Raw genomic sequence first — 21,957 nt, forward strand, 5'->3', positions numbered from 1 at the left:
GAGGGCCGTTCGCCGATGATAAAATCCGGGCTCCCCCAACTGCATCACCCCATCATGAGCAAAGGTCCGCAACAACTCGAACGTTTCATCTTCTGGAGCCGCTGGCTGCAGGCGCCGCTTTACCTCGGTCTCGTCGTGGCCCAGGGCATCTATGTGTACCTGTTCATGGCCGAGCTGTTCCACCTGGTCAGCTCGGTCTTCGAGTCCGGTGGTCACATCAGCGAAACCGAGACCATGCTGGTGGTCCTCGGCCTGATCGACGTGGTAATGATCGCCAACCTGCTGATCATGGTCATCATCGGCGGCTACGAGACCTTTGTGTCGCGCCTCGACCTGGAGGGCCACCCGGACCAGCCGGAGTGGCTATCCCACGTGAACGCCGGCGTGCTCAAGATCAAGCTGTCCACCGCCATCATCGGCATCTCCTCGATCCACCTGCTGAAGACCTTCATCAACGCCGCCAACCTGGCCGAGCACACGATCATGTGGCAGGTGATCATCCATGTCGTGTTCCTGCTGTCCGCCCTCGCCATGGCCCTGGTGGACAAGATGATGAACCAGACCGTTTTGCTGTCAAAACACTAAAGAGAGGGAGCTTCACCCATGACCGCCATCAAACAGGAAGACCTGATCCAGTCCGTTGCGGACGCCTTCCAGTACATCAGCTACTACCACCCGCTGGACTACATCAAGGCCCTCGGCGAAGCCTATGAGCGCGAGGAATCCCCCGCCGCCAAGGATGCCATCGCCCAGATCCTGACCAACTCGCGCATGGCCGCCGAAGGCCACCGCCCGATCTGCCAGGACACCGGCATCGGCATGGTCTTCATCAAGGTCGGCATGCAGGTCACCTGGCCGGACGCCACCATGAGCGTCCAGCAGATGATCGACGAAGGCGTGCGCCGTGCCTACGCCAACCCGGACAATCCCCTGCGCGCCTCCGTGCTGGCCGACCCGGCCGGCACCCGCAAGAACACCAAGGACAACACCCCGGCGGTGGTCCACTTCGAGCTCGTCCCCGGCCACCATGTGGAGGTGATCTGCGCGGCCAAGGGCGGCGGCTCCGAAGCCAAGTCCAAGTTCGCCATGCTCAACCCCTCCGACGACCTGGTGGACTGGGTCCTCAAGAAGATCCCCGAGATGGGTGCAGGCTGGTGTCCGCCGGGCATCATCGGCATCGGCATCGGCGGTACGCCCGAGAAGGCCATGCTGCTGGCCAAGGAGTCGATCATGGCGCCCGTGGACATCCACGAGCTGAAGGCCAAGGCCGCCAGCGGTGCAAAACTGACCCGCCCGGAAGAGCTGCGCCTCGAGCTGATGGAGAAGATCAACGCCCTCGGCGTCGGCGCCCAGGGCCTCGGCGGCCTGACCACCGTGCTCGACGTGAAGGTGCTGGACTACCCCTGCCACGCCGCCAACCTGCCGGTGGCCCTGGTGCCCAACTGCGCCGCCACCCGTCACTGCCACTTCCATCTCGACGGCTCCGGCCCGGCCAAGATCGAGCCGCCCAAGCTGGAAGACTGGCCTGCCGTCACCTGGACGCCGGATCTCAAGTCGGCCACCCAGGTGGACCTGAACACCCTGACCAAGGAACAGGTCGCCGCCTGGAAGCCGGGCCAGAAGCTGCTCCTCAACGGCAAGATGCTCACCGGCCGCGACGCCGCCCACAAGCGCATCGCCGACATGCTGGCCAAGGGCGAGAAGCTGCCCGTGGACTTCACCAACCGGGTGATCTACTACGTCGGCCCGGTGGACCCGGTGCGTGACGAAGTGGTCGGCCCCGCCGGCCCCACCACCGCCACCCGCATGGACAAGTTCACCCGCATGATGCTCGAGCAGACCGGCCTGATCTCCATGGTCGGCAAGTCCGAGCGCGGCCCCACCGCCATCGAGGCCATCAAGGACAACCAGTCCGCCTACCTGATGGCCGTCGGCGGCGCCGCCTACCTGGTGGCCAAGGCCATCAAGTCGGCCAAGGTCGTCGGCTTCGCCGACCTGGGCATGGAGGCCATCTACGAGTTCGACGTGGTCAACATGCCCGTCACCGTGGCCGTGGACTCCTCCGGCACCAGCGTGCACAACACCGGCCCGAAGGAATGGCAGGCCCGGATCGGCAAGATCCCGGTCGCCGTGGCCTGAGCCTCATCCGCTTCGTGAAAAGCCCGGCCTCGCGCCGGGTTTTTCATCTTTGCTCCGCCCTCCATCACCCTCTCCCGGCACCACGGCTCCAGCACCATGTTCCGCACCCTGCGCATCGCCATCCTGCTGTTCATCCTCGCCACAGTGGCCGTCAGTGCCTGGCGAAGCCACGCCCAGGCCACCGACTGGAAGGACTCGATCCACGTGACGATCTACCCGATCGCCGCCGACGCGTCCCCGGCCAGCCGCCAGGCCGTTGCCCAGCTGCGCCCGGACGACTTCGCACCGGTTGGCGACTGGCTGCAGGACGAGGTTCAACGCCTCGGCCGCCCGGTGCTGCGCCCCGTGGCCCTCAACCTGGCACCGCCGGTGGAGGCGTTGCCGCCGCCCTATCCACGCGGCGGCAACAGTCTGTCGATGGTCTGGTGGAGTCTGAGGCTGCGCCTGTGGGCCTGGCAGCACGATGCCGCCCCCGGCCCGCGCCCCCAGCTCCGCTTGTTCGTGCTCTATCACGACCCCGCCCTCAGCCCGGTACTGGAGCACTCCCTCGGCCTCGAAAAAGGCAAGATCGGCGTCATCAAGGTGTTTGCCAGCCGCAGCGAGCGCCAGCGCAATCTGGTGATCGTCGCCCACGAACTGCTCCACACCCTCGGCGCGACAGACAAGTACGACCTCGCCACCAACCAGCCGCTGTTTCCGGATGGCTATGCGGAGCCCGACCTCCGGCCCCGCCACCCCCAGCACCTCGCCGAGATCATGGCCGGGCGCATCCCCCTGAGCGACAGCCAGGCGCAGATCCCGGGCAGCCTGGCCGACACCCTGATCGGGCCGGCCACGGCCCGGGAGATCGGCCTGACCCCCGCCCGCTGACCGCCAGCCTGACGGAGGCTTCCGCCACCTAGAACTTGGCAGGCCGCAGCACTGCTGCATCCACCACGAACACCACCATGCCGTAGTCGGCGTAGTAGCGTGCCTGCAGCATGTCCACCAGGTCACCGGCCACCTGCGCATCGCACAGCACTTCGATACGGATGTTCGAGGACGCGCGCCAGGCGCCATCCCTGACGCCCCGCGCGCCCTGCCCGCGCGCCTCGGTGATGGTGTAACCCCGGGCGCCCACCCGGGCCAGCTCGGGCAGCAGGGTGCTTTCCATGTCGGCTTCGCAGACGATGGTGACAAGCTTCCTGAGGGCAACAGCGGGACTCATGCGAAGACTCCTTTGAGGTGGGTGGCCAGCCAGTGGTAGAGCGGGATGCCGGCAATCAGGTTGAAGGGGAAGGTCACCCCCAGGGACGCCCCGATGGACAGGGCGGGATTCGCCTCCGGCACTGCGATGCGCATCGCCGCAGGGGCCGCAATGTAGGACGAGCTGGCATACAGGGTCGCCAGCAGGACACTGTTACCGACCGAGAAATCCAGCAGCCGGGCAGTAAGCAGGCCCAGCAGGCCGGCGCAGATGGGCGTGCCGATGGCGAAAACCAGCAGGAAGGGCCCGGCCCGGCGCAGATCCGCCAGCCGCCCCGCCGCCACCAGCCCCATCTCCAGCAGGAAGAAGGCCAGCATGCCCTTGAACAGGTCAAAGAACACCCGGTCCAGGGGCTGGATGCCCTGGGGCCCGGCCAGCCAGCCGATCAGCAGGCCACCGGCCAGCAGGACGATGCTCTTGCCCGCCAGCACTTCGTGCAGCAAGGCCTTCCAACGCACGCCGCCCTGCCCCCGACGGGCCAGGAAGACGCCCACCAGCAGGGCCGGAAGCTCAAGCAGGGCCAGGAAGACAGTCATGTAGCCATCGGCGGGCAGGGCCCGGCTGGCCAGGTAGCTGCTCGCCACAGCGAAGGTGACGACACTCACCGATCCATAATGGGCCGCGATGGACGCCGCATCCGGCCTGGACAGTCGCCCCACGACGCGCAGCACCTGGAAGGCCGCGAGGGGGATCAGCAGCGCCGTCCCCACCACCACCGCCGCCGGCAGGGCCAGATCCAGCACAGAGTGGCGGGCCAGCTCCACACCGCCCTTCATGCCGATGGCCAGCAACAGGAAGATGCTCAGCGCTTCATAGACCACCCCCGGGATCTTCAGATCCGAGCGCACCACACCGGCCAGCAGGCCGAGCATGAAGAACAGGATGACGGGTTCAAAGGACATGGCGGCTCACTCCTTCCCTTCCACCGGCCACGCGGAAAGGCGCGGCGCAAAAGCGGGCTGATGCATGTGTGTTCTCCTGATGACCCGCTCCAGCGGGCGATGGCTGGCAGGATGAAGGCGCAGTGGCATAAAATCCAATTAACAAATATCAAGATATTCATTAGTTAAAACTTATACATGTCCCGCCGCCGCATCACCCTCCGCCAGCTCGAGACCTTCGCCACCGTTGCCCGCCTGGGCAGCTTCAGCCGGGCCGCGGAAGCCCTGCACCTGACCCAGCCGGCCGTCTCCATCCAGGTCCGCCAGCTCACCGACACCGTCGGCATGCCCCTCTTCGACCAGGCCGGACGCAGCCTGCGCCTGACTCCCGCGGGGGAGGAGCTGCTGACCACCACGCGCAGCCTGGATGACGTATGGAACGGCTTCGAGTCGGCCATCGACGCGCTGCGGGGCCTCAAGCGGGGCACGCTGCGGGTGGCCCTGGTGACCACCGCCAAGTACTTCCTGCCGCGCATGCTGGGCGCCTTCTGCAAGCGCTACCCGGACATCACCATCGAACTGGAGATCGCCAACCGCGACCGAGTGGTGGAGCGCCTGCGCCATAACGAGGACGACCTGTACGTGATGTCCTACCCCCCCGAGGACCTGGACATCGTGGTGCACCCGTTTCTCGACAACGAAATGGTGATCCTTGCTCCGCGGGGGCATTGGGCGGCGGAGCGCCGTGTGAGCCTCGCCGAGCTCGCGGGCGAATCCTTCCTGCTACGCGAGCCCGGCTCCGGCTCACGGCGGGCCATCGACGATTTTGCCCGGCAGGCCGGGGTAACGCTGCGCGTGCGCCTGGCCCTGGGCAGCAACGAGGCGCTGCTGGAACTGGCCGGGACTGGCATGGGCCTGGCCGTGATCTCCCGCCACGCGCTGGGTGACCGGCTTGAAGGCGAGGGACTGGTGATCCTCGATGTGGACGGCTTTCCCCTGCATCGCCCCTGGAATCTCGTGCATCTGCGCAACAAGATCCTGCCGGTGCCTGCCCGCGCCTTCCTCGATGAAATGCTGGCCGCCTCCCGCGCCACCCTGTCCGGGCAAGCCTGATCAGGCGCGGCATTGCGGTAAGCACTCACTTCGGTAAAAGTCGCACTGCGCTATGCTCAACGGCTGGCGCGGGAACGCAGCATCGTTCACGCCCCCCCGGACGCTTCACCATAACCAGAAGAGGCTGGACAGCATGCCAACCCCCAACTTCGCCGCCGAAGCCGAACGCATCCGCCAACGGGTCATGGACACCTTGCTGGGCGCCTTCTCGGAACTGTCCGAAGGACTGCTGATCGTCGACCGGGAGGCCCGCATCGTGTGGATGAACGAGCAGTACCCCCACCACCTGAACATCCCCGACCCCGCCGCGGTGATCGGCCTGCCGGTGGAAGATGTCATCCCCAACAGCCAGATGCGCAGCGTGGTCACCACCGGGCGGCCGATCATGCTCGACATCATGGACTTCGGCAACGAGTCCTTCGTGGTGATGCGCCTGCCGGTACGCGACGAGGCGGGCGAGATCATCGGCGGCTTCGGGGTGGTGGTGTTCGACGACCCGCGCCAGCTGGCGCCCATCGTGTCGCGCTTCCAGAACCTGCGCCACGAGCTGGCCGACACCCGTCGCAAGCTCGACGAGGCCCGCCGCACCAAGTACAGCTTCGCCAACTTCGTCGGTGCCAGCCCGGCCTGCCTCAGCGTCAAGGACCAAGCCCGGCGTGCCGCCCGCGCCAGCTCTCCGGTCCTCATCATCGGCGAGACCGGCACCGGCAAGGAACTGCTGGCCCAGGCCATCCATTCGGCCAGCCCGAGGGCCGGCGCCCCCTTCGTCGCGGTCAATATCGCCGCCATTCCGGAGACCCTGCTCGAATCCGAATTTTTCGGCGTCGCCCCCGGCGCCTACACCGGCGCCGACCGCAAGGGGCGCAGCGGCAAGTTCGAGCTGGCCCAGGGCGGCACCCTGTTCCTCGACGAGATCGGCGACATGTCGCCATCCCTGCAGGCCAAGCTGCTGCGCGCCCTGCAGGAGAAGGAGATCGAGCCGGTGGGGTCGAACCGGCTGATCAGCGTGGACGTGCGGATCATTGCCGCCACCAGCCGCAAACTGCAGCAGGAGGTGGATGAGGGGCGTTTCCGGGCCGACCTGTTCTATCGCCTCAACGTCATGACCCTGCAGGTGCCGCCCCTGCGCGAGCGCCTGGACGACCTGCCGATCATTGCCGAATCCCTCGCTGACAGCGTGGCCCGGCGCCTGGGCGAGCCGCCCCGCAGCCTCGCCCCCCGGGCCCTCGCCTACCTGGCCCGCCACAACTGGCCCGGCAATGTGCGCGAACTGGCCAATGTGCTTGAGCGCGGCCTGCTGATGTCCGACGCCGACAGCCTCGAGCGGGAAGACTTCGAGCGCATCCTGCCGGGCCTGGAAGCCCGCCCCGCCAACCCGCCGGCCGGCCACCCTCGCACCCTTGAAGAGGTCCAGCAGGAGGCGGAACGGGAGGCCATCCTGGCGGCCATCGCCGCCGCCGCGGGCAACAAGGCCCAGGCGGCCCGCAAGCTCGGCATCTCCCGGGCATCCCTCTACGAGAAGATCAGCGCCCTCGGCATCGCCGGCGACCTGTAATCGAAACCTGTCTGCCTCTCCGGACACACTGTCAGCCGGGCTGAGCAGCAGCAGGCCTACCGAAAAGAAAAAACCTTATGAATCAATAAGAAAATCTTTGGCACAGAAACTGCACTGGAGCCTCCGCAAACATTCACCGGAGGAGATAAAACCATGTCGTTCCTGATCGTGCTCGCCTCGCTATGCTTCCTGATGTTCATCGCATACAGAGGCTACAGCGTCATCCTGTTCGCCCCCGTCGCCGCCCTCGGCGCCGTGCTGCTCACCGACCCCACCCTGGTCGCCCCCATGTTCACCGGCCTCTTCATGGACAAGATGGTCGGCTTCGTGAAGAACTACTTCCCGGTCTTCCTGCTCGGCGCCATCTTCGGCAAGGTCATCGAGCTGTCCGGCTTCTCCAAGGCCATCGTGTCCTCGGTGATCAAGCTGGTCGGCGCCGAACGGGCCATGCTCTCCATCGTGCTGGTGTGTGCCTTGCTCACCTACGGTGGCGTGTCCCTGTTCGTGGTGGTCTTCGCGGTGTATCCCTTCGCCGCCGAGATGTTCCGCCAGGGCGGCATCCCCAAGCGCCTGATCCCCGGCACCATCGCCCTGGGCGCCTTCTCGTTCACCATGGACTCCCTGCCGGGCACCCCGCAGATCCAGAACGTGATCCCCACCACTTTCTTCAAGACCAACATCTACGCCGCCCCCACCCTGGGCGTGCTGGGCTCGATCTTCATCTTCCTGGCCGGCATGGCCTACCTGGAATGGCGCCGCCGCGCCGCCGCCGCTGCGGGCGAAGGCTATGGCACCGAGCTGGTGAATGAACCGGAACCCTTCGACGACAAGGAAAAGTTGGCCAACCCGATCCTGGCCGTCCTGCCCCTGGTGCTGGTGGGCGTCACCAACAAGCTGTTCACCGACCTCATCCCGCAGATCTACGGCAAGAGCCACTCCTTCGTACCGGCAGTGATCGGCAAGGCCGCCCCCGTGGTCCAGGACGTCTCCAAGATCGCCGCCATCTGGGCCGTTGAAGGGGCGCTGCTGGTGGGCATCCTGACCGTCATGGCCTTCGCCTGGCGCACCGTCGCCGCGCGCTTCGCCGAAGGCACCAAGGCCGCGGTCGGCGGCGCCCTGCTGGCCTCCATGAACACCGCCTCCGAGTATGGCTTCGGCGCCGTGATCGCCGCCCTGCCCGGCTTCCTGGTGGTGGCCGACGCGCTCAAGGTGATCCCCAACCCGCTGGTGAATGAAGCCATCACCGTCACCACCCTGGCCGGCATCACCGGCTCGGCCTCCGGCGGCATGGGCATCGCCCTGGCAGCCATGTCCGAGACCTTCATCACCGCCGCCAACGCGGTGGGCATTCCCCTCGAGGTGCTGCACCGGGTCGCCTCCATGGCCTCCGGCGGCATGGACACCCTGCCCCACAACGGCGCCGTGATCACCCTGCTGGCGGTCACCGGCCTGACCCACAAGGTCGCCTACAAGGACATCTTCGCGATCACCCTGATCAAGACCAGCGCGGTCTTCTTCGTGATCGCCACCTACTACCTCACCGGCCTCGTCTGAGACCTCCATGCAAGGAGCAGCCATGAACAGCATGACTCACCGCGGCGCCGATCAGGGGAAGGTCGTCACCGCCCGGGAGGCCGTCGCCCTGATCCGCGCCGGCAGCACGGTCGCCACCGGCGGCTTCGTGGGCATCGGCTTTCCCGAGAACATCGCGGTGGCCCTCGAGAGCCTTTACCTGGAGAACCAGGCCAGCGAGGCGCCAGATCCGGCAGGCCCGGCCGGACTGACCCTGGTCTACGCGGCCGGCCAGGGCGATGGCCGGGAGCGCGGTCTCAACCATCTGGGCCACGACGGCCTGGTGGCCCGCGTCATCGGTGGCCACTGGGGCCTGGTGCCACGCCTGCAGGAACTGGCGGTGACCGACCGCATCGAGGCCTGGAACCTGCCCCAGGGCGTGATCTCCCACCTGTTCCGGGACATCGCCGCAGGCAAGCCCGGTACCCTCACCCGGGTCGGCCTGGACACCTTCGTGGATCCGCGCTTCGGCGGCGGCAAGCTGAACGCCCGCACCACTACCGAGATCGTGCGGCTGATGGAGATCGACGGGGAGGAATACCTGTTCTACAAGGCCTTCCCCATCCACGTGGGCATCATCCGCGGCACCACCGCCGACCCCGACGGAAACATCACCATGGAGAAGGAAGCCCTGACCCTGGAAGCCCTGGCCATCGCCATGGCCGCCCACAACAGCGGCGGCATCGTGATTGCCCAGGTGGAACGCATCGCCGAGCGGAACTCGCTGAACCCTCGGCAAGTGAAAATCCCTGGCGTGCTGGTGGATTGCGTGGTGGTGGCGGAGCGCCCCGAATACCACATGCAGACTTTCATCGAGACCTACAGCCCGGCCTTTTCCGGCGAGCTGCGGGTACCCATGTCAGCCATCGCCCCCATGGAGATGAGCGAACGCAAGATCATCGCCCGCCGCGCAGCCATGGAGCTCACCCCGGGAGCCGTGGTGAACCTTGGCATCGGCATGCCCGAGGGCGTGGCGGCAGTGGCGGCGGAAGAGCGGGTCAGTGACCTCCTCACCATGACGGCCGAACCTGGCGTGATCGGCGGTGTGCCGGCCGGCGGCCTCAACTTCGGGGCGGCGGTGAACACCCAGGCCATCATCGACCAGCCCAGCCAGTTCGACTTCTACGACGGTGGAGGGCTGGACATCGCGTTCCTGGGCCTGGCCCAGGCCGACCGCCAGGGCAACCTCAACGTGTCCCGCTTCGGCCCCCGTCTGGCCGGGGCCGGAGGCTTCATCAACATCAGCCAGAACGCCAAGAAGGTGGTCTTTGTGGGCACCTTCACCGCCGGCAGCCTGGAGGTTGCGGTGGCGGCCGGGCAATTGCTCATCACCCGCGAGGGGCAGGCCGCCAAGTTCGTTGAGGACGTGGAGCACCGCACCTTCAGCGGCCCCCAGGCCACCCGGCGCGGCACGCCGGTGCTCTACATCACCGAGCGCTGCGTGTTCCGGCTGGGCCCGGACGGGCTGGAGCTGATCGAAGTGGCGCCAGGTATCGACATCGAGCGGGACATTCTCTCGCGCATGGATTTCCGCCCCCACATGCCTCACCCGCCACGCCTGATGGACCCTCGCATCTTCATCGACGGCCCGATGCAGCTGCGTCAGGACCTGCTGGCCACGACGCCTCCAGCCTGACCCCGAGCAGCGGGTTTCAGCGGATGACTTCGAGGATCTCGACGCCCATTTCGTAGATGCAGGCCTGCTCCAGGCCATGGCAGCGGCGCACCCTCACCCGGGCATGCAGGGGCATGAAGTGCCCCCCATGCTCGGGGGGCAGCACCGCGACCTCGAAGACCTCGTCCATGCGGGGAACGTGGCGGGAGTGGATGGTCATGCCGCCGACTCCCAGCTCGACACAGTCCCCGACTATGGGCGCGGCCCCACCGGCGAGCTTGATGCCCACCTTGCAGCCAAGGGGAATGCGGCGTTCCTTGCGACGTTCGGTCATGCGGTCCATGTGCTCAAAATCCTGCTGTTCAAGCGGACACCTTACGAAAGTCGGCCGGACACGGCAAGGTTCAGAAACGCTTGCAGGCAGGAGATATCACGGACGGATACGAAATCAGGGCTGCTTCACCGCAACCGGGGGCAGGCTGCGCACCAGGCGGATCTCCCCGTAGGCCACCCGCTGGGCAAATGGCCGGTTGCTCTCGATGCCTTGCTGCCAGCGCAGCACCTCGTAAGCCCCGAAGCCGGGCTGCCCGGCCAGCTGTTCAGCCCGACGGGCAAAGACCTGGTAAGCCTCTCCCGCGCCCCCCGAATGCACGGCCTTCATGCGCAGCACCAGGCGGTAGCGCTCTTCTCCGAGGCGGGCCTCCTGGAGGTTCCAGTTCGGCGCCAGCGGGTCCAGCACCGCATACGCCGCGATGCCGGCGGCCAGGCCGGGAATGGTGAGGTAGCCGTTGCTTACCGCCACGACCGCCGCGGTGGGCAACAGCAGCCAGTCGTGGGGCGGCTCACCGATGGTGCTGCAGCCTGCCAGCAAGGCTGCGGCCAGGGCCGTCAGCGACCGTGGGGACAACGCACGGGGCATCGGAATCAGTTGAGGTAATTGAACAGCGACAGGTTGCTGACCCGCATGAAGCTCTGCTGCGCAGCCTGGAGATAGATCTGTTGCTGGCTGAGATTGCTCACCGTCTCCGCGTAGTCGGCATCCTGCAGGCGGGACAAGGTCTCTGAGTACTGCAGGTCCAGGTCACCATTGATGTTCTGCTGGGCCTCCACCTCGACCATGCGCGCCCCCACGCCCGAACGCACTTCGTTGATGCTGTCCTGGCTGGCGTCCATGCCGGCGATTGTCTGGTTTGCATTGAAGCGGGTGACGGCCGCATTGCCGGAATTGAGGGCAGTGACGAAATTGCCAAGCACGTCGAAGCTGCTCGCCACGGAACTGAGGGAATAGCTGTCACCGGCCGCCGGCGTGCCCGTGAGGGTCATACTGACGCCCCCAAAGCTGAGGGTCGTGTCGTTGCCGCTGGCGCTGACCGTCGGCGTGATGGGGCTGCTGTGGCTCGGATCGGCCGTCGAATCGAAGACCTGGTAGGTGGGGCCGGCCGAGACGCTGATCGCATAGGCGTGGCCGTTATAGCCACCGAGGCTGGTCCCCGAGACCAGGGCCGAGCCGCTATTGGTGGCGGCCGACAGGGCAAAGGCCGAACCCACCGGTGCCCGGATGCTGTTGAAGATCTCGTCGCCGGAGCTGGTTATCGGCAGGTTCCGCGTCTCTGAGATCTGCAGGGTGCGCGTGCCCTGGTCCCCCTGGTAGCTGACCCCACCGGCGAGACTGCCGACAAAAGGCTGCGCATTGCTGCGATAGCCGGCAAAAACATAATCGCCCGCGGAGTCCCTGCTGTTGGCGATGGACTGCAGGGCGGCGAACTGCTGTTCCAGATCGTCGGCGATGGTCGCCTGGTCGGAGGCCGTGTAGGTGCCGTTGCCCGATTCCACCGCGCGGGTACGGACATAGGTGACCAGGTCGTTCGCCGCACCAAGCTTGCTGTCCACCAGGCGCAGTGCATCGTTGGCGTAGCCCTGGTTGCTGGCGTAAAGCTTGTTGACGCTCTGCGACTGGGACACCTCGAGGGCCCGGGCGGAGGCCACGGGGTCGTCGGAGGGCGTGAGGATGCGCCGACCGGTGGCAACCTGCTGCTGGGTATCGAGCAACTGGCTGTTCTGGCGCTGCATCTGCTGCACGCCCTTGTCAAAGATCATGCCGGTGGTGATACGCATGATGGCTTTCCTTCAGTTTATTGGCCCAGGGCCAGCACTTGGTCGAACAGCTTGGAGGCAATGCTCATGACCTTGCCCGCCGCCTGGTATGCCTGCTGATAACGGATCAGATTGGCCGCTTCTTCATCAATATTCACCCCCGCCACCGATTGCTGGGCCTGGACGGCCTGATTGGCCAGGCTTTCCTGAGCATCCCGGTTGACCTCCACCTCGCGCGCCTTGTTGCCGACCGCGCTGACCAGCTGGGAGTAAACCGAGTTGAAGGTCGCCGACGGCTGGCCGTTGGCGGACAGCAGGGTCTTGGTCGTCTGCAGGCTGCCGAGCAGCACCGCGTTGCGGCTGTCGGACACCCCGCCGGCATTCGGACCGAGGGTGAAGCTGTCGTTGTCCTGCATCGCGCCGGTCAGCGTGAAGCTGACGCCTCCCACGCTGACGCTCATGCCGCTGCTGTAGGGAATGGAGGCAGCCGGAGCGGCCACGGTGACCGGGCTGCCATTGAGCGGCGTATAGGTCACCGGCAAGGTGGCCGGAAAGCCGCTGAGGCTTCCACCACTGTAGGTCAGCTTGAGTGGGGCCGCGGTGGTGCCAAAGCTCGCCAGGTTGGTTGTACTGGAGAGCACCGGCGCACTGATCGCGGCCGTCCCCAGGTTGCTGGCGGTAGCTGCTGCAGCGATCGGCGCCGCAGCGGCCACCATGCGCGTATCGCTGATCGCCACGGAGATATTGGAGGCGGCGTAGCGGGTCGGCAGAATCTGAAAGCTGTCACCCACCTTCGAAACCGCCGGCGGAGTGACGGTGAGGCCCACCGAGGCCGCGGTCACCGAGGCTCCGTCGGATACCCGGCTAAGGGTGTAGCCGCCGGTGGTATCGGTGAAGGTGAGCTTGTAGTCATCGCCAGTGAGCTTGGTAATGTCGGAAAACTGCACATCGGGCGTAGCCGTAGTGGCGCTGTTATAACGCTGCACGGCCACCGTCGGGTTGCTGAAAAAGTTGGTGCCCAGGTTGCCGTTGAGGTCCTGGCCGAGGAGGTGCTGGCTATTGAAGGCCGAGCTGAGTCCGACGGCGATCAGGCCAAGCTGATTCTGGGCGGAATCCAGCGAGCCCGAGCGCATCGCCAGCAAGCCGCCCAGCTTGCCGCCGCCGAGCAGGTTCTCAGGGACGGTGATGGCTCCGCCCTGGGTGATGATGTTCACCACGTTGCGGGTGGGGTCGGACGGAGAGGCCTGGGCTTCCAGCTTGGTCGCCACGGTGCCCACCACCAGCGGCTGGCCGGTGCCGATGAACACCGACATCGAGCCGCTGCTGTCGGTGGTGGTGGACACCCGGGTCAGCTGGTTAAGCTCGTTGATCAGGCGGTCGCGGGTATCCAGCAGATCGTTGGCAGGCTGGGCCGAGCCGGCCTGCTGGGCAACCGCGATCTTGTGGTTCATCTCGGCGATCTGGCTGGCGTAGGAGCTGATCTCGCTGACCGTGTTCTTGACCTGGGTCTCGACACCGCTGCGCACGTCGTTGATGCGGCTGCTCAGGTTCTGGAAGCGGGCCACCAGGCTTTGCGCGGTGGACAGCATGGACTGGCGGGCCGGCACGCTGGCCGGGTTGGCTGCCACTTCCTGCACCCCTTCGAAGAAGGAGGCGACCGCCGGCGTCAGGCCGGTGGTGGGATCGGCCAGCATGTTGTCGATCTGGCTGATCTCGTTGCTGTAGGTGTCGTATTCGCTGAACTTGGTCTGGGCGGACAGCACCTGATTGGTCAGGTAGCTGTCGTAGGCACGCTTGACCGTATCAACCTTGGTACCCTCGCCGAAGAAGCCAGCGCCGGTGAACAGGGCGGGGTTGGTGCTCTGGACGGTGCTCTGACGGCTGTAGCCCGTGGTGCCGGCGTTGGAGATGTTGTGGCTCGTGACCACCAGGCCTGCCTGAGCGGCGTTGAGGCCGGTGAGTCCGATGCTGAAGAGGCTGCTGCCCATGATCCACGTCCTTGGTTCGGGAGTATCTGCACCTCCTTCTGCAAGAACTCTGCCAGCTCATGGAGCCGGCCGGTAAAACCTCACGCCCGGGGCGTGGCGCTGGCCGCCAGGGCGGTACGCAGGGTGTTGCCGTTGATGATGCGGGCCAGCTTGTCGGCGTACATCGGGTCGGTGGCATAGCCTGCCGATTGCAGCCCTCGGGCAAAAGCCACCGCGTCGCCCTGCCCCGCCACGGCAGCATAGCGGGGATTGTTGCGGATCATCCGGGCATAGTCCTGGAATGATTCGGCATACGAGCCGTAGGCCCGGAAACGCGCATTCTCGCGGGTCGCCGCGCCGTCGCGGAATTCGGTGGTGGTGGTGGCCAGGGTTCCACCGGTCCAGTTGCGGCCGGCCTTGATGTTGAACAGGTTATGGCTGGGCGAGCCGTCGGCGTTCTTCAGCTCGTGCTTGCCCCAGCCGGTCTCAAGGGCAGCCTGGGCCACCAGAAAACGGGCGGGAATGCCCGTGACCCGGCTCGCCTCGACAGCCTGCGGCCAGATCTTTTCGACAAAGGCCCGCGGCCCGGCACCGGCAGGCAGGCCCGGAAAGGCGGCAAGGCCGGCAGAGGCCGCCGAAACGGCAGTTTTTGCCGGCGAACTTGCCGCTCCACCTGCCGTCCCGACTGCAACCCCACCTGCGGCGCCATTCACCCCCGCATAGCCTGACAGAGCGCTGCCGCCCGGCGAAGCAGCGGCATCAAAGCCGCGCTTGATGGCCGGATCGAGGGGAACCGCTTTGTCCGGACGACTCAGGGGCACCGGCCCGTCAGGCAGCACCACGGTTTCGCGGGCTGCCGAGAGCTGGCGCTCGATAACCTTGGCCAGGCCGATGCCGCCACTCCGGGTAGACAACTGCAGGGACAGCTGCTGGTCGAGCATGGACTGGTACATGCGCGACTCTTCACTGTCGAACATGCCCCCCTTGGGGCTCGCGTCGCGCATGGACTTGAGGACCTGCTGCATGAACAAGGCCTCGAACTGCTTGGCCGCCTCCCGGGCTGCTTCGGGGGAATTCTCCTTCGACAGACGGCGCAGCCCCGACAGGCTGTTCGGATCGAGAGCATTGATCTGGCTGAGATCGCTGGCGGCCATCAGATCACCTCGAGCTCGGCCCTGAGCGCACCGCTGGCCTTCATGGCCTGCAGGATGGAGATCAGCTCGAGCGGGTTGGCACCGACCGCGTTGAGCGCCTTGACCACGTCAGCCAGGTTGGTCCCGCCCTTGATGTTGAACAGGGTGCCACCTTCCTGCTTGATGTCCACCGCGCCCTTGTTGGTGACCACCGTTTGCCCGCCGGAGAGTGGGCCGGGCTGGCTGACCTGGGGATCGTTGCTGACCGTCACGGTCAGGCTGCCGTGAGCCACGGCGCAGTTCTGCAGGGCCACCTTCTGGTTCATCACCACCGAGCCCGTGCGGGAGTTGACGATGACCTTGGCCGCCTGCACCGCGGGGATCACATCCAGGTTCTCGAGCCGGCCGAGAAAGGCCACCCGTTGGTTAAGGTCATCGGGCGCGCGCACCTGGACCTGCCGGCCGTCGAGGGCCTGGGCACTGCCCGGGGCGATCCGGTTGATGGCGTCCACCACGCTTTGGGCGGTGCCGAAATCGGCCGTATTGAGCTCGACGAAGACCGAGTCCCCCTGCCCTACCTGGCTGGCAACAGCCCGCTCGACCGTGGCGCCGCCCGGGATGCGTCCGGCAGACAAGTGATTGACCGTGACCTTGGTGCCACCCGCCGCGCCACCGGCGCCACTGACCGCCAGGTTGCCCTGGGCCATGGCATAGACCTGCCCGTCGGCCCCCTTCAGCGGGGTCATGACCAGGGTGCCGCCCTTCAGGGAGCGGGCATTGCCCATGGACGAGACGGTCACGTCGATCTGCTGACCGGGCCGGGCAAAGGGCGGCAGGCTGGCAGTGACCATCACCGCCGCCACGTTGCGCAACTGCAGGGACTGGCCGGGCGGCAGGGTCACACCCAGGTTGCCGAGCATGTTGATGATGCTCTGCACAGTGAAGGGGGTCTGGGTGGTCTGGTCGCCCGAGCCATCGAGGCCGACCACCAGGCCGTAGCCGACCAGCTGGTTCTGGCGCACCCCGCCGATGGAGGCAAGGTCCTTCAGGCGCTCGGCACTGGCCGGGGTGCCAAAGCCCAGGCATGCACCGGCCGCCAGGGCGAGGAGGATCCGCGGCAAGGACTTCATGATGACGACCCTCAGAAAGGCAGCACGTTCACGAAGAAGCGCTGCATCCAGCCCATGGTCTCCGTCTCGTCGATGTAACCGTTGGCCCGGTACTCGATGCGCGCATCGGCGACCTGGGTGGACTGGACGCTGTTGCCGCCGGTCACATAGACCGGATTGACCACCCCCGAGAACCGGATGAACTCGTTGCCCTGGTTGATCGCAATCTGCTTCTCGCCCGACACCAGCAGGTTGCCGTTGGACAGCACCTCGATGACGGTGGTGGTGATGGTGCCGGTGAAGGCGTTGTTGGCCGCCGCGTCCCCCTTGCCGCCGAACTTGCTGGCATCGGAAGCCGTGACACCCAGACCGCCCAGGGCGCCCGCCAGGGGCACCTTGGCCAGGGCCGAGATGGAGGCGGCCATGCTGGCATTGCGCTCGGCGTTGGCCGACGACTTCTTGCTGGCGGCGGTCTGCTCGACCAGGTTCACCGTGATCACATCGCCGACGAAGCGGGCACGCCGGTCCTCGAAGAGCGGCCGGGAGAAGTTCGACTGGTAGATGGAGCCCGGCTGGGCCGCCTGCGCGGTGCGCGGCTCCGGCCGCACGCTCATGGGCTGATGGACCGCCGTCGGCGGCGTGCCTTGCAGGGCCGCGCAGCCCCCCAGCAGGGCCAGCAGCGGCAGGAGGACGATTCGAAGCGCTTTCATGATGATCTCCGCCCGACGGGGCTTACAGCGAGGTGAGCTTGCCGAGCATGGTGTCGGAGGTGGAAATGGCGCGGGAGTTGAGCTCGTAGGCGCGCTGGGTCTGGATCATCAGCACCAGCTCTTCGGCCACGTTCACGTTGGACGTTTCCACGTAGGTCTGGTTGAGGGTGCCGACGCCATTGGTGCCCGGCGTATTGGGGTTGGCGGTGCCGCTGGCGGCAGTTTCCAGGTAGAGGTTTTCACCGACGCTCTGCAGGCCGCCCGGATTAACGAAGCCGGCGATCTGGATGTTGCCGATCTGCGATGGAGCTGTCTGGTTGGGCAGGGTCACCGACACCACGCCGTCCTTGCCGATGGTCAGGGACAAGGCATTGGCGGGAATGGTGATGGCCGGCTGCAGCGGGTAGCCGCTGGAGGTGACGACCTGGCCGTTGGCGTCTTTCTGGAAAGCGCCATCGCGGGTGTAGGCGGTGGTGCCATCGGGCAGCAGGATCTGGAAGAAGCCCTCGCCCTGGACCGCCACGTCGAGGGCATTGCCGGTCTGGGTCAGGTTGCCCTGGGTGTGGATACGCTCGGTGGCGATGGGGCGCACACCGGTACCGATCTGCAGGCCGGAGGGGATGGTGGTCTGCTGGGTGGACTGGGCGCCGGCCTGGCGCAGGTTCTGGTAGAGCAGATCCTCGAACACCGCCCGGGCGCGCTTGAAGCCGTTGGTCGAGACGTTGGCGAGGTTGTTCGAGATGACGTCGAGCTGGGTCTGCTGAGCGTCAAGGCCGGTGCGGGCAATCCAGAGGGAGCGGATCATGGGGAGCTCCAGAGATATCGGTTCGGGCCGCCGGTTCGGGCGGTTCGGCTAGGTTTTCATGCTAGCCGTTGCAAGAGCCGTTCCAGGGATGGATGAAGCGGGGAAAGACCCATCAATTCGGGCCCCGTCGATCAGCGCCCGCCGGCCCCGGCGGGGTCTGGCGAGGGCGTGGCTCAGCCCTTGGCCACCAGTTGGGATGCAGCACGGTCCATTTCCTGCGCAACCGACAGGAGGCGAGTCTGGGTTTCGTAATGGCGGGCCAGGGAGATCATGCTGACCATCTGCTCGACCACATTGACGTTGCTGCCTTCCAGATAGCCGGCGGCAACGCGGACGGCAGGATCTGCCGGCGCGGGATTGCCGTCGGCAAGGCGGAACAGCCCGTCGCCGCCACGGCGCAGGTCCTGCTCAGGCGGGTTGACCAGCTTGAGCTGGTCGACGCTGGTGGTGTTGTTCTTGGCACCGGTACGCGGCACCGTGGAGATCGTGCCATCGGCGCCGACCGCGACTTCCACATCCGGCGGCAGGGTGATCGGGCCGCCCGAACCAAGCACCGGCAAGCCACCGCGGGTCTGCAACACGCCGTTGGCGCTGACTTCGAAGCTGCCGTTGCGGGTGTAGGCCTCGGTGCCATCGGGCAGTTGCACGGCAAACCAGCCCTTGCCCTGCACGCTCATGTCCAGGGCCCGGTTGGTGTGCTGCAGCGGGCCGGGCGTAAAGTCGTCGGCCACGCTGGCATCGGCCACGAAGGCCCGGGTCTTCAGCTCGGTATTCTGCAGCGGGACGGCGCGAAGCCGGTGCAGTTCGGCCTTGAAGCCGGTGCTGGTGGCGTTGGCGAGGTTGTGCGCCACGGCCGCCTCCTGCCCCATCGTGGCAGAGGCGCCGGTCATTGCGGTGTAGATAAGGCGGTCCATGGCGGGCTTTCCTCAGGCGTCAGCGCAGGTTGACCAGGGTCTGCAGGATCTGGTCCTGGGTCTTGATGGATTGGGCGTTGGCCTGGTAGGAGCGCTGCTGGGTGATCATGTTCACCAGCTCGGCGGTGAGGTCCACGTTGGAATCTTCCACCGCTGCCGACTGGACCACCCCGAGGCTACCAGTGCCCGGCGCATTGGGCTGCTCCGGCCCGGAGGCGTTGGTGACGGCCCACTGGTTGCCGCCGAGGGACTGCAGGCCATTGGGGTTCTGGAAGGTGGCCAGCCAGACCTGCCCCATCACGCGGGACTGGCCGTTGCTGAAATTGCCCTGGATGGTGCCGTCGGCATCCACCGTGAGTCCGGACAGCTTGCCGGTGGTGTAGCCGTCCTGCGTGAGCTGGTTGACCCCGTAGCTGTTGCCGAACTGGGTGGTGCCGGCCAGCTCGACGGTGAAGTTGAGGGGCTGCACGGCCCCGGTGGACACCGTGTAGGACGACGAGAAGGAGGTCGGGGTCTGCAGCACACCATTGGAGTCGAAGCTGATCGTGGTCGGCGTATGGGTGCCGGTCAGCGGGTCGATCTCCGGCGGGAAGCCACCGTCCAGGCTGGTATAGACGTCCCACACGTTGGACTGGGCGGTCTTCACGAAATACAGGGACTGGGTGTGGGCGTTACCCAGGGAGTCGTACACCGTCTGCGAGGTGGTGCTGGTGTAGCTGGTCGGATCGCTGGTGCTGAAGGCGTTGTTGGTGGCTGTGCCGGTGGTGCTGGGCACGTTCAGCGCGGCAGCGGCGGAGCCGGTCACGGTGATGTCGGAGAGGCGACCGCTGCGGGCAGAGGCGAAGTTGATCACGCCGGTGCTGTCGCTGGCGACATTGACCCGCCCCTTGAGGGTGGTCTGGTCGACCGCCGTCTGGATCGCGGTGACCAGGGAGCCCACATCGGCGTAGGTGCCAGCCGGCACGGTAACGGTCACCGGCGTGGTGGAGCCATCCACCGCGATGGTCAGCACGTTGGCCGGCGCTGCGGCCACGGTCAGTGACGGCGCGGCGGAGCCGAACACCGCGGCCTTGCTCATCGACACCGGGGTGGCCGAGCGGGAGTCAAGGTTGACGTTGTAGCCGGCACTGGTGGTGGCGGCGGGCTTTGCATCGCTGAAGTTGAGCTTGATGTCGCCCGTGGTGCCGGTCAGCACGCCGTTCGAATCCGCCAGCTTGCCGGTCAAGCGCAGGCCCTGGGCATTGACCACGTAACCGTTCTTGTCGGTCTGGAACTGGCCGTTGCGGCTGTAGGAGATCGAGCCGTTGTTGCTCATCCGGAAGAAGCCCTGGCCGTTGATCGCCAGGTCCAGCGCGTTGGCGGTGGTGGAGATGTTGCCCTGGGTGAACTGCTGGGACACCTTGTCGATGGATGCGCCGATACCGACCTGGGTACCGCCCCCGGCCAGGGATGCGGCAAAGACGTCGGAGAACTGTGCGGTCGACTGCTTGAAGCCGACCGTGTTCGAGTTGGAGACGTTGTTGCTGATCGCATCAAGCGCCTTGGAAGCGATGGAAAGACCGCTCAAACCTTGTTGGAATGCCATTTTTTCCTCCGCTTACAGAATTTGCTTGATGTCGGTCAGGCTGACCAGATTGCCCGAGCCCACGTCCAGGGATACCTCGCCCTTGCTGGTGCGCAGCACGCTGTTGACCGTGGTGAGCTGAAGCGCGATGGGCTTCACGTCGTCCGATCCGCGGGTGGCGGCGATCGACATGGTGTACTTGCCATCGACCGCCTGGGTACCGTTGGTGGTCTTGCCATCCCAAGCAAAGTTGAAGACGCCGGCATCGAAGGACCCCAGCTCCATCTTGCGCACCTCGGTACCGGCCGAGTCCTTGATGGTGACTGTCACCTTGTCGGCCGCGCTGGTCAGCTCGAAACCGCCGTAGGCCTTGCTGCCAGAGAGTGTCAGCGCCTTGCCTTCGACCATCACGCCCTTGCCTACCAGCGCCGCAGCCTGCATGGCCTCGCTGGACTGGGAGTCCTGAAGGAGCGCCGTCAGGGTGGTATTGAGCTTGGAGATGCCATCCACCGTGCTGATCTGGGCCAGCTGGGAGGTCATCTGTGCATTGTCCATCGGGTTGAGCGGGTCCTGGTTCTTGAGTTGCTCGGTGAGCAGCTTCAGGAAACGGCTCTGGGCCTCGTCGGTCTTTGAGGTGGACGACGCGGACGATTTCTGCAGCGCCGCGATGACGTCGGCGGAGGTGGTGGAATTGACGGTGCTCATGATCGCTTTCCAGTGCTTACTGACCGATGGTCAGGGTTTTTTCCATCAGGGTCTTGGCCGTGCCCATCACTTCCGCGTTGGTCTGGTAGGCGCGGGAGGCGGAGATCATGTTGGTCATTTCCTCGACCACATTGACGTTGGGCATCGTCACGTAACCTTCTCCGTTGGCGGCCGGGCTCTTGGGGTCGTACACCATGCGCATCGGCGCCGCGCTCTCCACCACCTGCTTGACCTGCACCCCCTGAGCTGCCGGCGAACCCATCGGGGTGGCGGCAAAGACGACCTGCTTGGCCTTGTAAGGCTGGCCGTTGCTGGAGGTGACGCTGTCGGCATTGGCCAGGTTGCTGGCGGTCGCGTTCAGCCGGGTGGATTGGGCATGCAGCGCACTGCCGGCCACGTGAAAGACGTTGAGCATGCTCATGATGTGTCCTTACTGCCCTTGGATGGCCCGCTGCATGGAGCTGAGCAGGCCGTTGATGAAGGTCACGCTGGCCTGGTACTGCACCGAATTCTCGGCAAAGGCACTGCGCTCCACATCCATATTGACGGTATTGCCATCCACCGCGCCCTGCTCTTCCTTGCGGAACTTCAGGCTGCTCTCTACCGGGCTGGCGGCCACTCCGGGCAGATGCCTGCCGGAAGTGGCGGCCAGCGGCAGATTGGCCGGCTCGCCGCCCAGGGCGCCTTTCAGGGCTTGCTTGAAATCCAGGTCACGAGCCTTGAAGTTCGGCGTGTCGGCATTGGCGATGTTGGAGGCGATGACCTGCTGCCGATAGGCGCGGAGATTCAGCGCTGTCTGGTGAAAACGCATCGTCTCGTCGAGTCGGCTGGTCAT

Annotated in this window: 22 protein-coding genes; 7 read left to right on the forward strand and 15 right to left on the reverse strand. The window is 66.0% G+C overall.

Going from position 1 to position 21,957, the window contains the following annotated elements; all coding sequences use genetic code 11:
- Nucleotides 1–54 precede the first annotated feature (54 nt).
- The 3 genes from HHL15_RS21060 (at nucleotide 55) to HHL15_RS21070 (ending at nucleotide 3,009) form a co-directional block, all read left to right on the forward strand.
- A complete protein-coding gene (locus HHL15_RS21060; protein WP_169147785.1) occupies nucleotides 55–585 on the forward strand; it encodes a TIGR00645 family protein in 531 nt (176 codons plus the stop codon).
- 18 nt (nucleotides 586–603) lie between these two features.
- Entirely contained in the window at nucleotides 604–2,139 is a 1,536-nt protein-coding gene (locus tag HHL15_RS21065) for a fumarate hydratase (protein WP_169147786.1), read from the forward strand.
- Between the two features lie 96 nt (nucleotides 2,140–2,235).
- Nucleotides 2,236–3,009, forward strand: coding sequence for a hypothetical protein (locus HHL15_RS21070; protein WP_169147787.1), 774 nt, complete (start codon nucleotides 2,236–2,238; stop codon nucleotides 3,007–3,009).
- 28 nt (nucleotides 3,010–3,037) lie between these two features.
- Here HHL15_RS21070 and HHL15_RS21075 read toward each other — a convergent pair whose 3' ends face one another.
- Both HHL15_RS21075 and HHL15_RS21080 read right to left on the reverse strand, forming a co-directional pair.
- The gene (locus tag HHL15_RS21075; protein ID WP_169147788.1) at nucleotides 3,038–3,346 is read right to left on the reverse strand and encodes a P-II family nitrogen regulator; all 309 of its coding nucleotides are present in this window, start codon (nucleotides 3,344–3,346) and stop codon (nucleotides 3,038–3,040) included.
- On the reverse strand, nucleotides 3,343–4,287 hold the full coding sequence (locus tag HHL15_RS21080; RefSeq protein ID WP_169147789.1) for a sodium-dependent bicarbonate transport family permease: 945 nt from the start codon (nucleotides 4,285–4,287) through the stop codon (nucleotides 3,343–3,345). Before HHL15_RS21080 ends, HHL15_RS21075 begins: the two co-directional genes overlap by 4 nt.
- Before the next feature lie 177 nt (nucleotides 4,288–4,464).
- Here HHL15_RS21080 and HHL15_RS21085 point away from each other — a divergent pair, with 177 nt between their 5' ends.
- The 4 genes from HHL15_RS21085 to HHL15_RS21100 all read left to right on the forward strand — a co-directional run bounded on the left by HHL15_RS21085 (nucleotide 4,465) and on the right by HHL15_RS21100 (nucleotide 10,142).
- On the forward strand, nucleotides 4,465–5,379 hold the full coding sequence (locus HHL15_RS21085) for a LysR family transcriptional regulator (protein WP_169147790.1): 915 nt from the start codon (nucleotides 4,465–4,467) through the stop codon (nucleotides 5,377–5,379).
- A 133-nt stretch (nucleotides 5,380–5,512) separates the two neighbouring features.
- Nucleotides 5,513–6,934, forward strand: coding sequence for a sigma-54 interaction domain-containing protein (locus HHL15_RS21090; protein WP_169147791.1), 1,422 nt, complete (start codon nucleotides 5,513–5,515; stop codon nucleotides 6,932–6,934).
- A gap of 153 nt (nucleotides 6,935–7,087) precedes the next feature.
- Nucleotides 7,088–8,488 carry a GntP family permease gene (locus HHL15_RS21095; RefSeq protein ID WP_169147792.1) on the forward strand — a complete coding sequence of 467 codons (1,401 nt, stop codon included), beginning with the start codon at nucleotides 7,088–7,090 and terminating at the stop codon, nucleotides 8,486–8,488.
- 22 nt (nucleotides 8,489–8,510) lie between these two features.
- Nucleotides 8,511–10,142, forward strand: a complete 1,632-nt coding sequence (locus tag HHL15_RS21100; protein ID WP_169147793.1) for an acyl CoA:acetate/3-ketoacid CoA transferase — start codon at nucleotides 8,511–8,513, stop codon at nucleotides 10,140–10,142.
- 16 nt (nucleotides 10,143–10,158) lie between these two features.
- On the opposite strand, the gene HHL15_RS21105 is transcribed toward HHL15_RS21100, so the two are convergent.
- The 13 genes from HHL15_RS21105 to flgB form a co-directional block, all read right to left on the reverse strand.
- Nucleotides 10,159–10,464 carry a PilZ domain-containing protein gene (locus HHL15_RS21105; protein ID WP_169147794.1) on the reverse strand — a complete coding sequence of 102 codons (306 nt, stop codon included), beginning with the start codon at nucleotides 10,462–10,464 and terminating at the stop codon, nucleotides 10,159–10,161.
- A gap of 105 nt (nucleotides 10,465–10,569) precedes the next feature.
- Nucleotides 10,570–11,040 carry a hypothetical protein gene (locus HHL15_RS21110; protein WP_169147795.1) on the reverse strand — a complete coding sequence of 157 codons (471 nt, stop codon included), beginning with the start codon at nucleotides 11,038–11,040 and terminating at the stop codon, nucleotides 10,570–10,572.
- A gap of 5 nt (nucleotides 11,041–11,045) precedes the next feature.
- The gene (flgL, locus tag HHL15_RS21115) at nucleotides 11,046–12,236 is read right to left on the reverse strand and encodes a flagellar hook-associated protein FlgL (protein ID WP_169147796.1); all 1,191 of its coding nucleotides are present in this window, start codon (nucleotides 12,234–12,236) and stop codon (nucleotides 11,046–11,048) included.
- Nucleotides 12,237–12,253: 17 nt separating this feature from the next.
- Nucleotides 12,254–14,203: a flagellar hook-associated protein FlgK gene (flgK, locus tag HHL15_RS21120; RefSeq protein ID WP_169147797.1), complete on the reverse strand. Its 1,950-nt coding sequence runs from the start codon at nucleotides 14,201–14,203 to the stop codon at nucleotides 12,254–12,256.
- An 80-nt stretch (nucleotides 14,204–14,283) separates the two neighbouring features.
- Nucleotides 14,284–15,336: a flagellar assembly peptidoglycan hydrolase FlgJ gene (gene flgJ, locus HHL15_RS21125; RefSeq protein WP_169147798.1), complete on the reverse strand. Its 1,053-nt coding sequence runs from the start codon at nucleotides 15,334–15,336 to the stop codon at nucleotides 14,284–14,286.
- Nucleotides 15,336–16,445, reverse strand: coding sequence for a flagellar basal body P-ring protein FlgI (locus tag HHL15_RS21130; RefSeq protein ID WP_169147799.1), 1,110 nt, complete (start codon nucleotides 16,443–16,445; stop codon nucleotides 15,336–15,338). Before HHL15_RS21130 ends, flgJ begins: the two co-directional genes overlap by 1 nt.
- Before the next feature lie 11 nt (nucleotides 16,446–16,456).
- On the reverse strand, nucleotides 16,457–17,134 hold the full coding sequence (locus tag HHL15_RS21135) for a flagellar basal body L-ring protein FlgH (RefSeq protein ID WP_169147800.1): 678 nt from the start codon (nucleotides 17,132–17,134) through the stop codon (nucleotides 16,457–16,459).
- A gap of 22 nt (nucleotides 17,135–17,156) precedes the next feature.
- Nucleotides 17,157–17,939, reverse strand: a complete 783-nt coding sequence (gene flgG / locus HHL15_RS21140; protein ID WP_169147801.1) for a flagellar basal-body rod protein FlgG — start codon at nucleotides 17,937–17,939, stop codon at nucleotides 17,157–17,159.
- Between the two features lie 173 nt (nucleotides 17,940–18,112).
- Complete coding sequence (flgF, locus tag HHL15_RS21145) at nucleotides 18,113–18,853, reverse strand: flagellar basal-body rod protein FlgF (RefSeq protein ID WP_169147802.1); 741 nt, start codon at nucleotides 18,851–18,853, stop codon at nucleotides 18,113–18,115.
- Nucleotides 18,854–18,872: 19 nt separating this feature from the next.
- Nucleotides 18,873–20,438 carry a flagellar hook protein FlgE gene (locus HHL15_RS21150; RefSeq protein ID WP_169147803.1) on the reverse strand — a complete coding sequence of 522 codons (1,566 nt, stop codon included), beginning with the start codon at nucleotides 20,436–20,438 and terminating at the stop codon, nucleotides 18,873–18,875.
- A 12-nt stretch (nucleotides 20,439–20,450) separates the two neighbouring features.
- Nucleotides 20,451–21,122: a flagellar hook assembly protein FlgD gene (locus tag HHL15_RS21155; RefSeq protein WP_169147804.1), complete on the reverse strand. Its 672-nt coding sequence runs from the start codon at nucleotides 21,120–21,122 to the stop codon at nucleotides 20,451–20,453.
- A gap of 16 nt (nucleotides 21,123–21,138) precedes the next feature.
- A complete protein-coding gene (gene flgC, locus HHL15_RS21160; protein WP_169147805.1) occupies nucleotides 21,139–21,543 on the reverse strand; it encodes a flagellar basal body rod protein FlgC in 405 nt (134 codons plus the stop codon).
- A 9-nt stretch (nucleotides 21,544–21,552) separates the two neighbouring features.
- Entirely contained in the window at nucleotides 21,553–21,957 is a 405-nt protein-coding gene (flgB, locus tag HHL15_RS21165) for a flagellar basal body rod protein FlgB (RefSeq protein WP_169147806.1), read from the reverse strand.

The organism is Zoogloea dura, assembly GCF_012927165.1.
Lineage (GTDB): Bacteria > Pseudomonadota > Gammaproteobacteria > Burkholderiales > Rhodocyclaceae > Zoogloea > Zoogloea dura.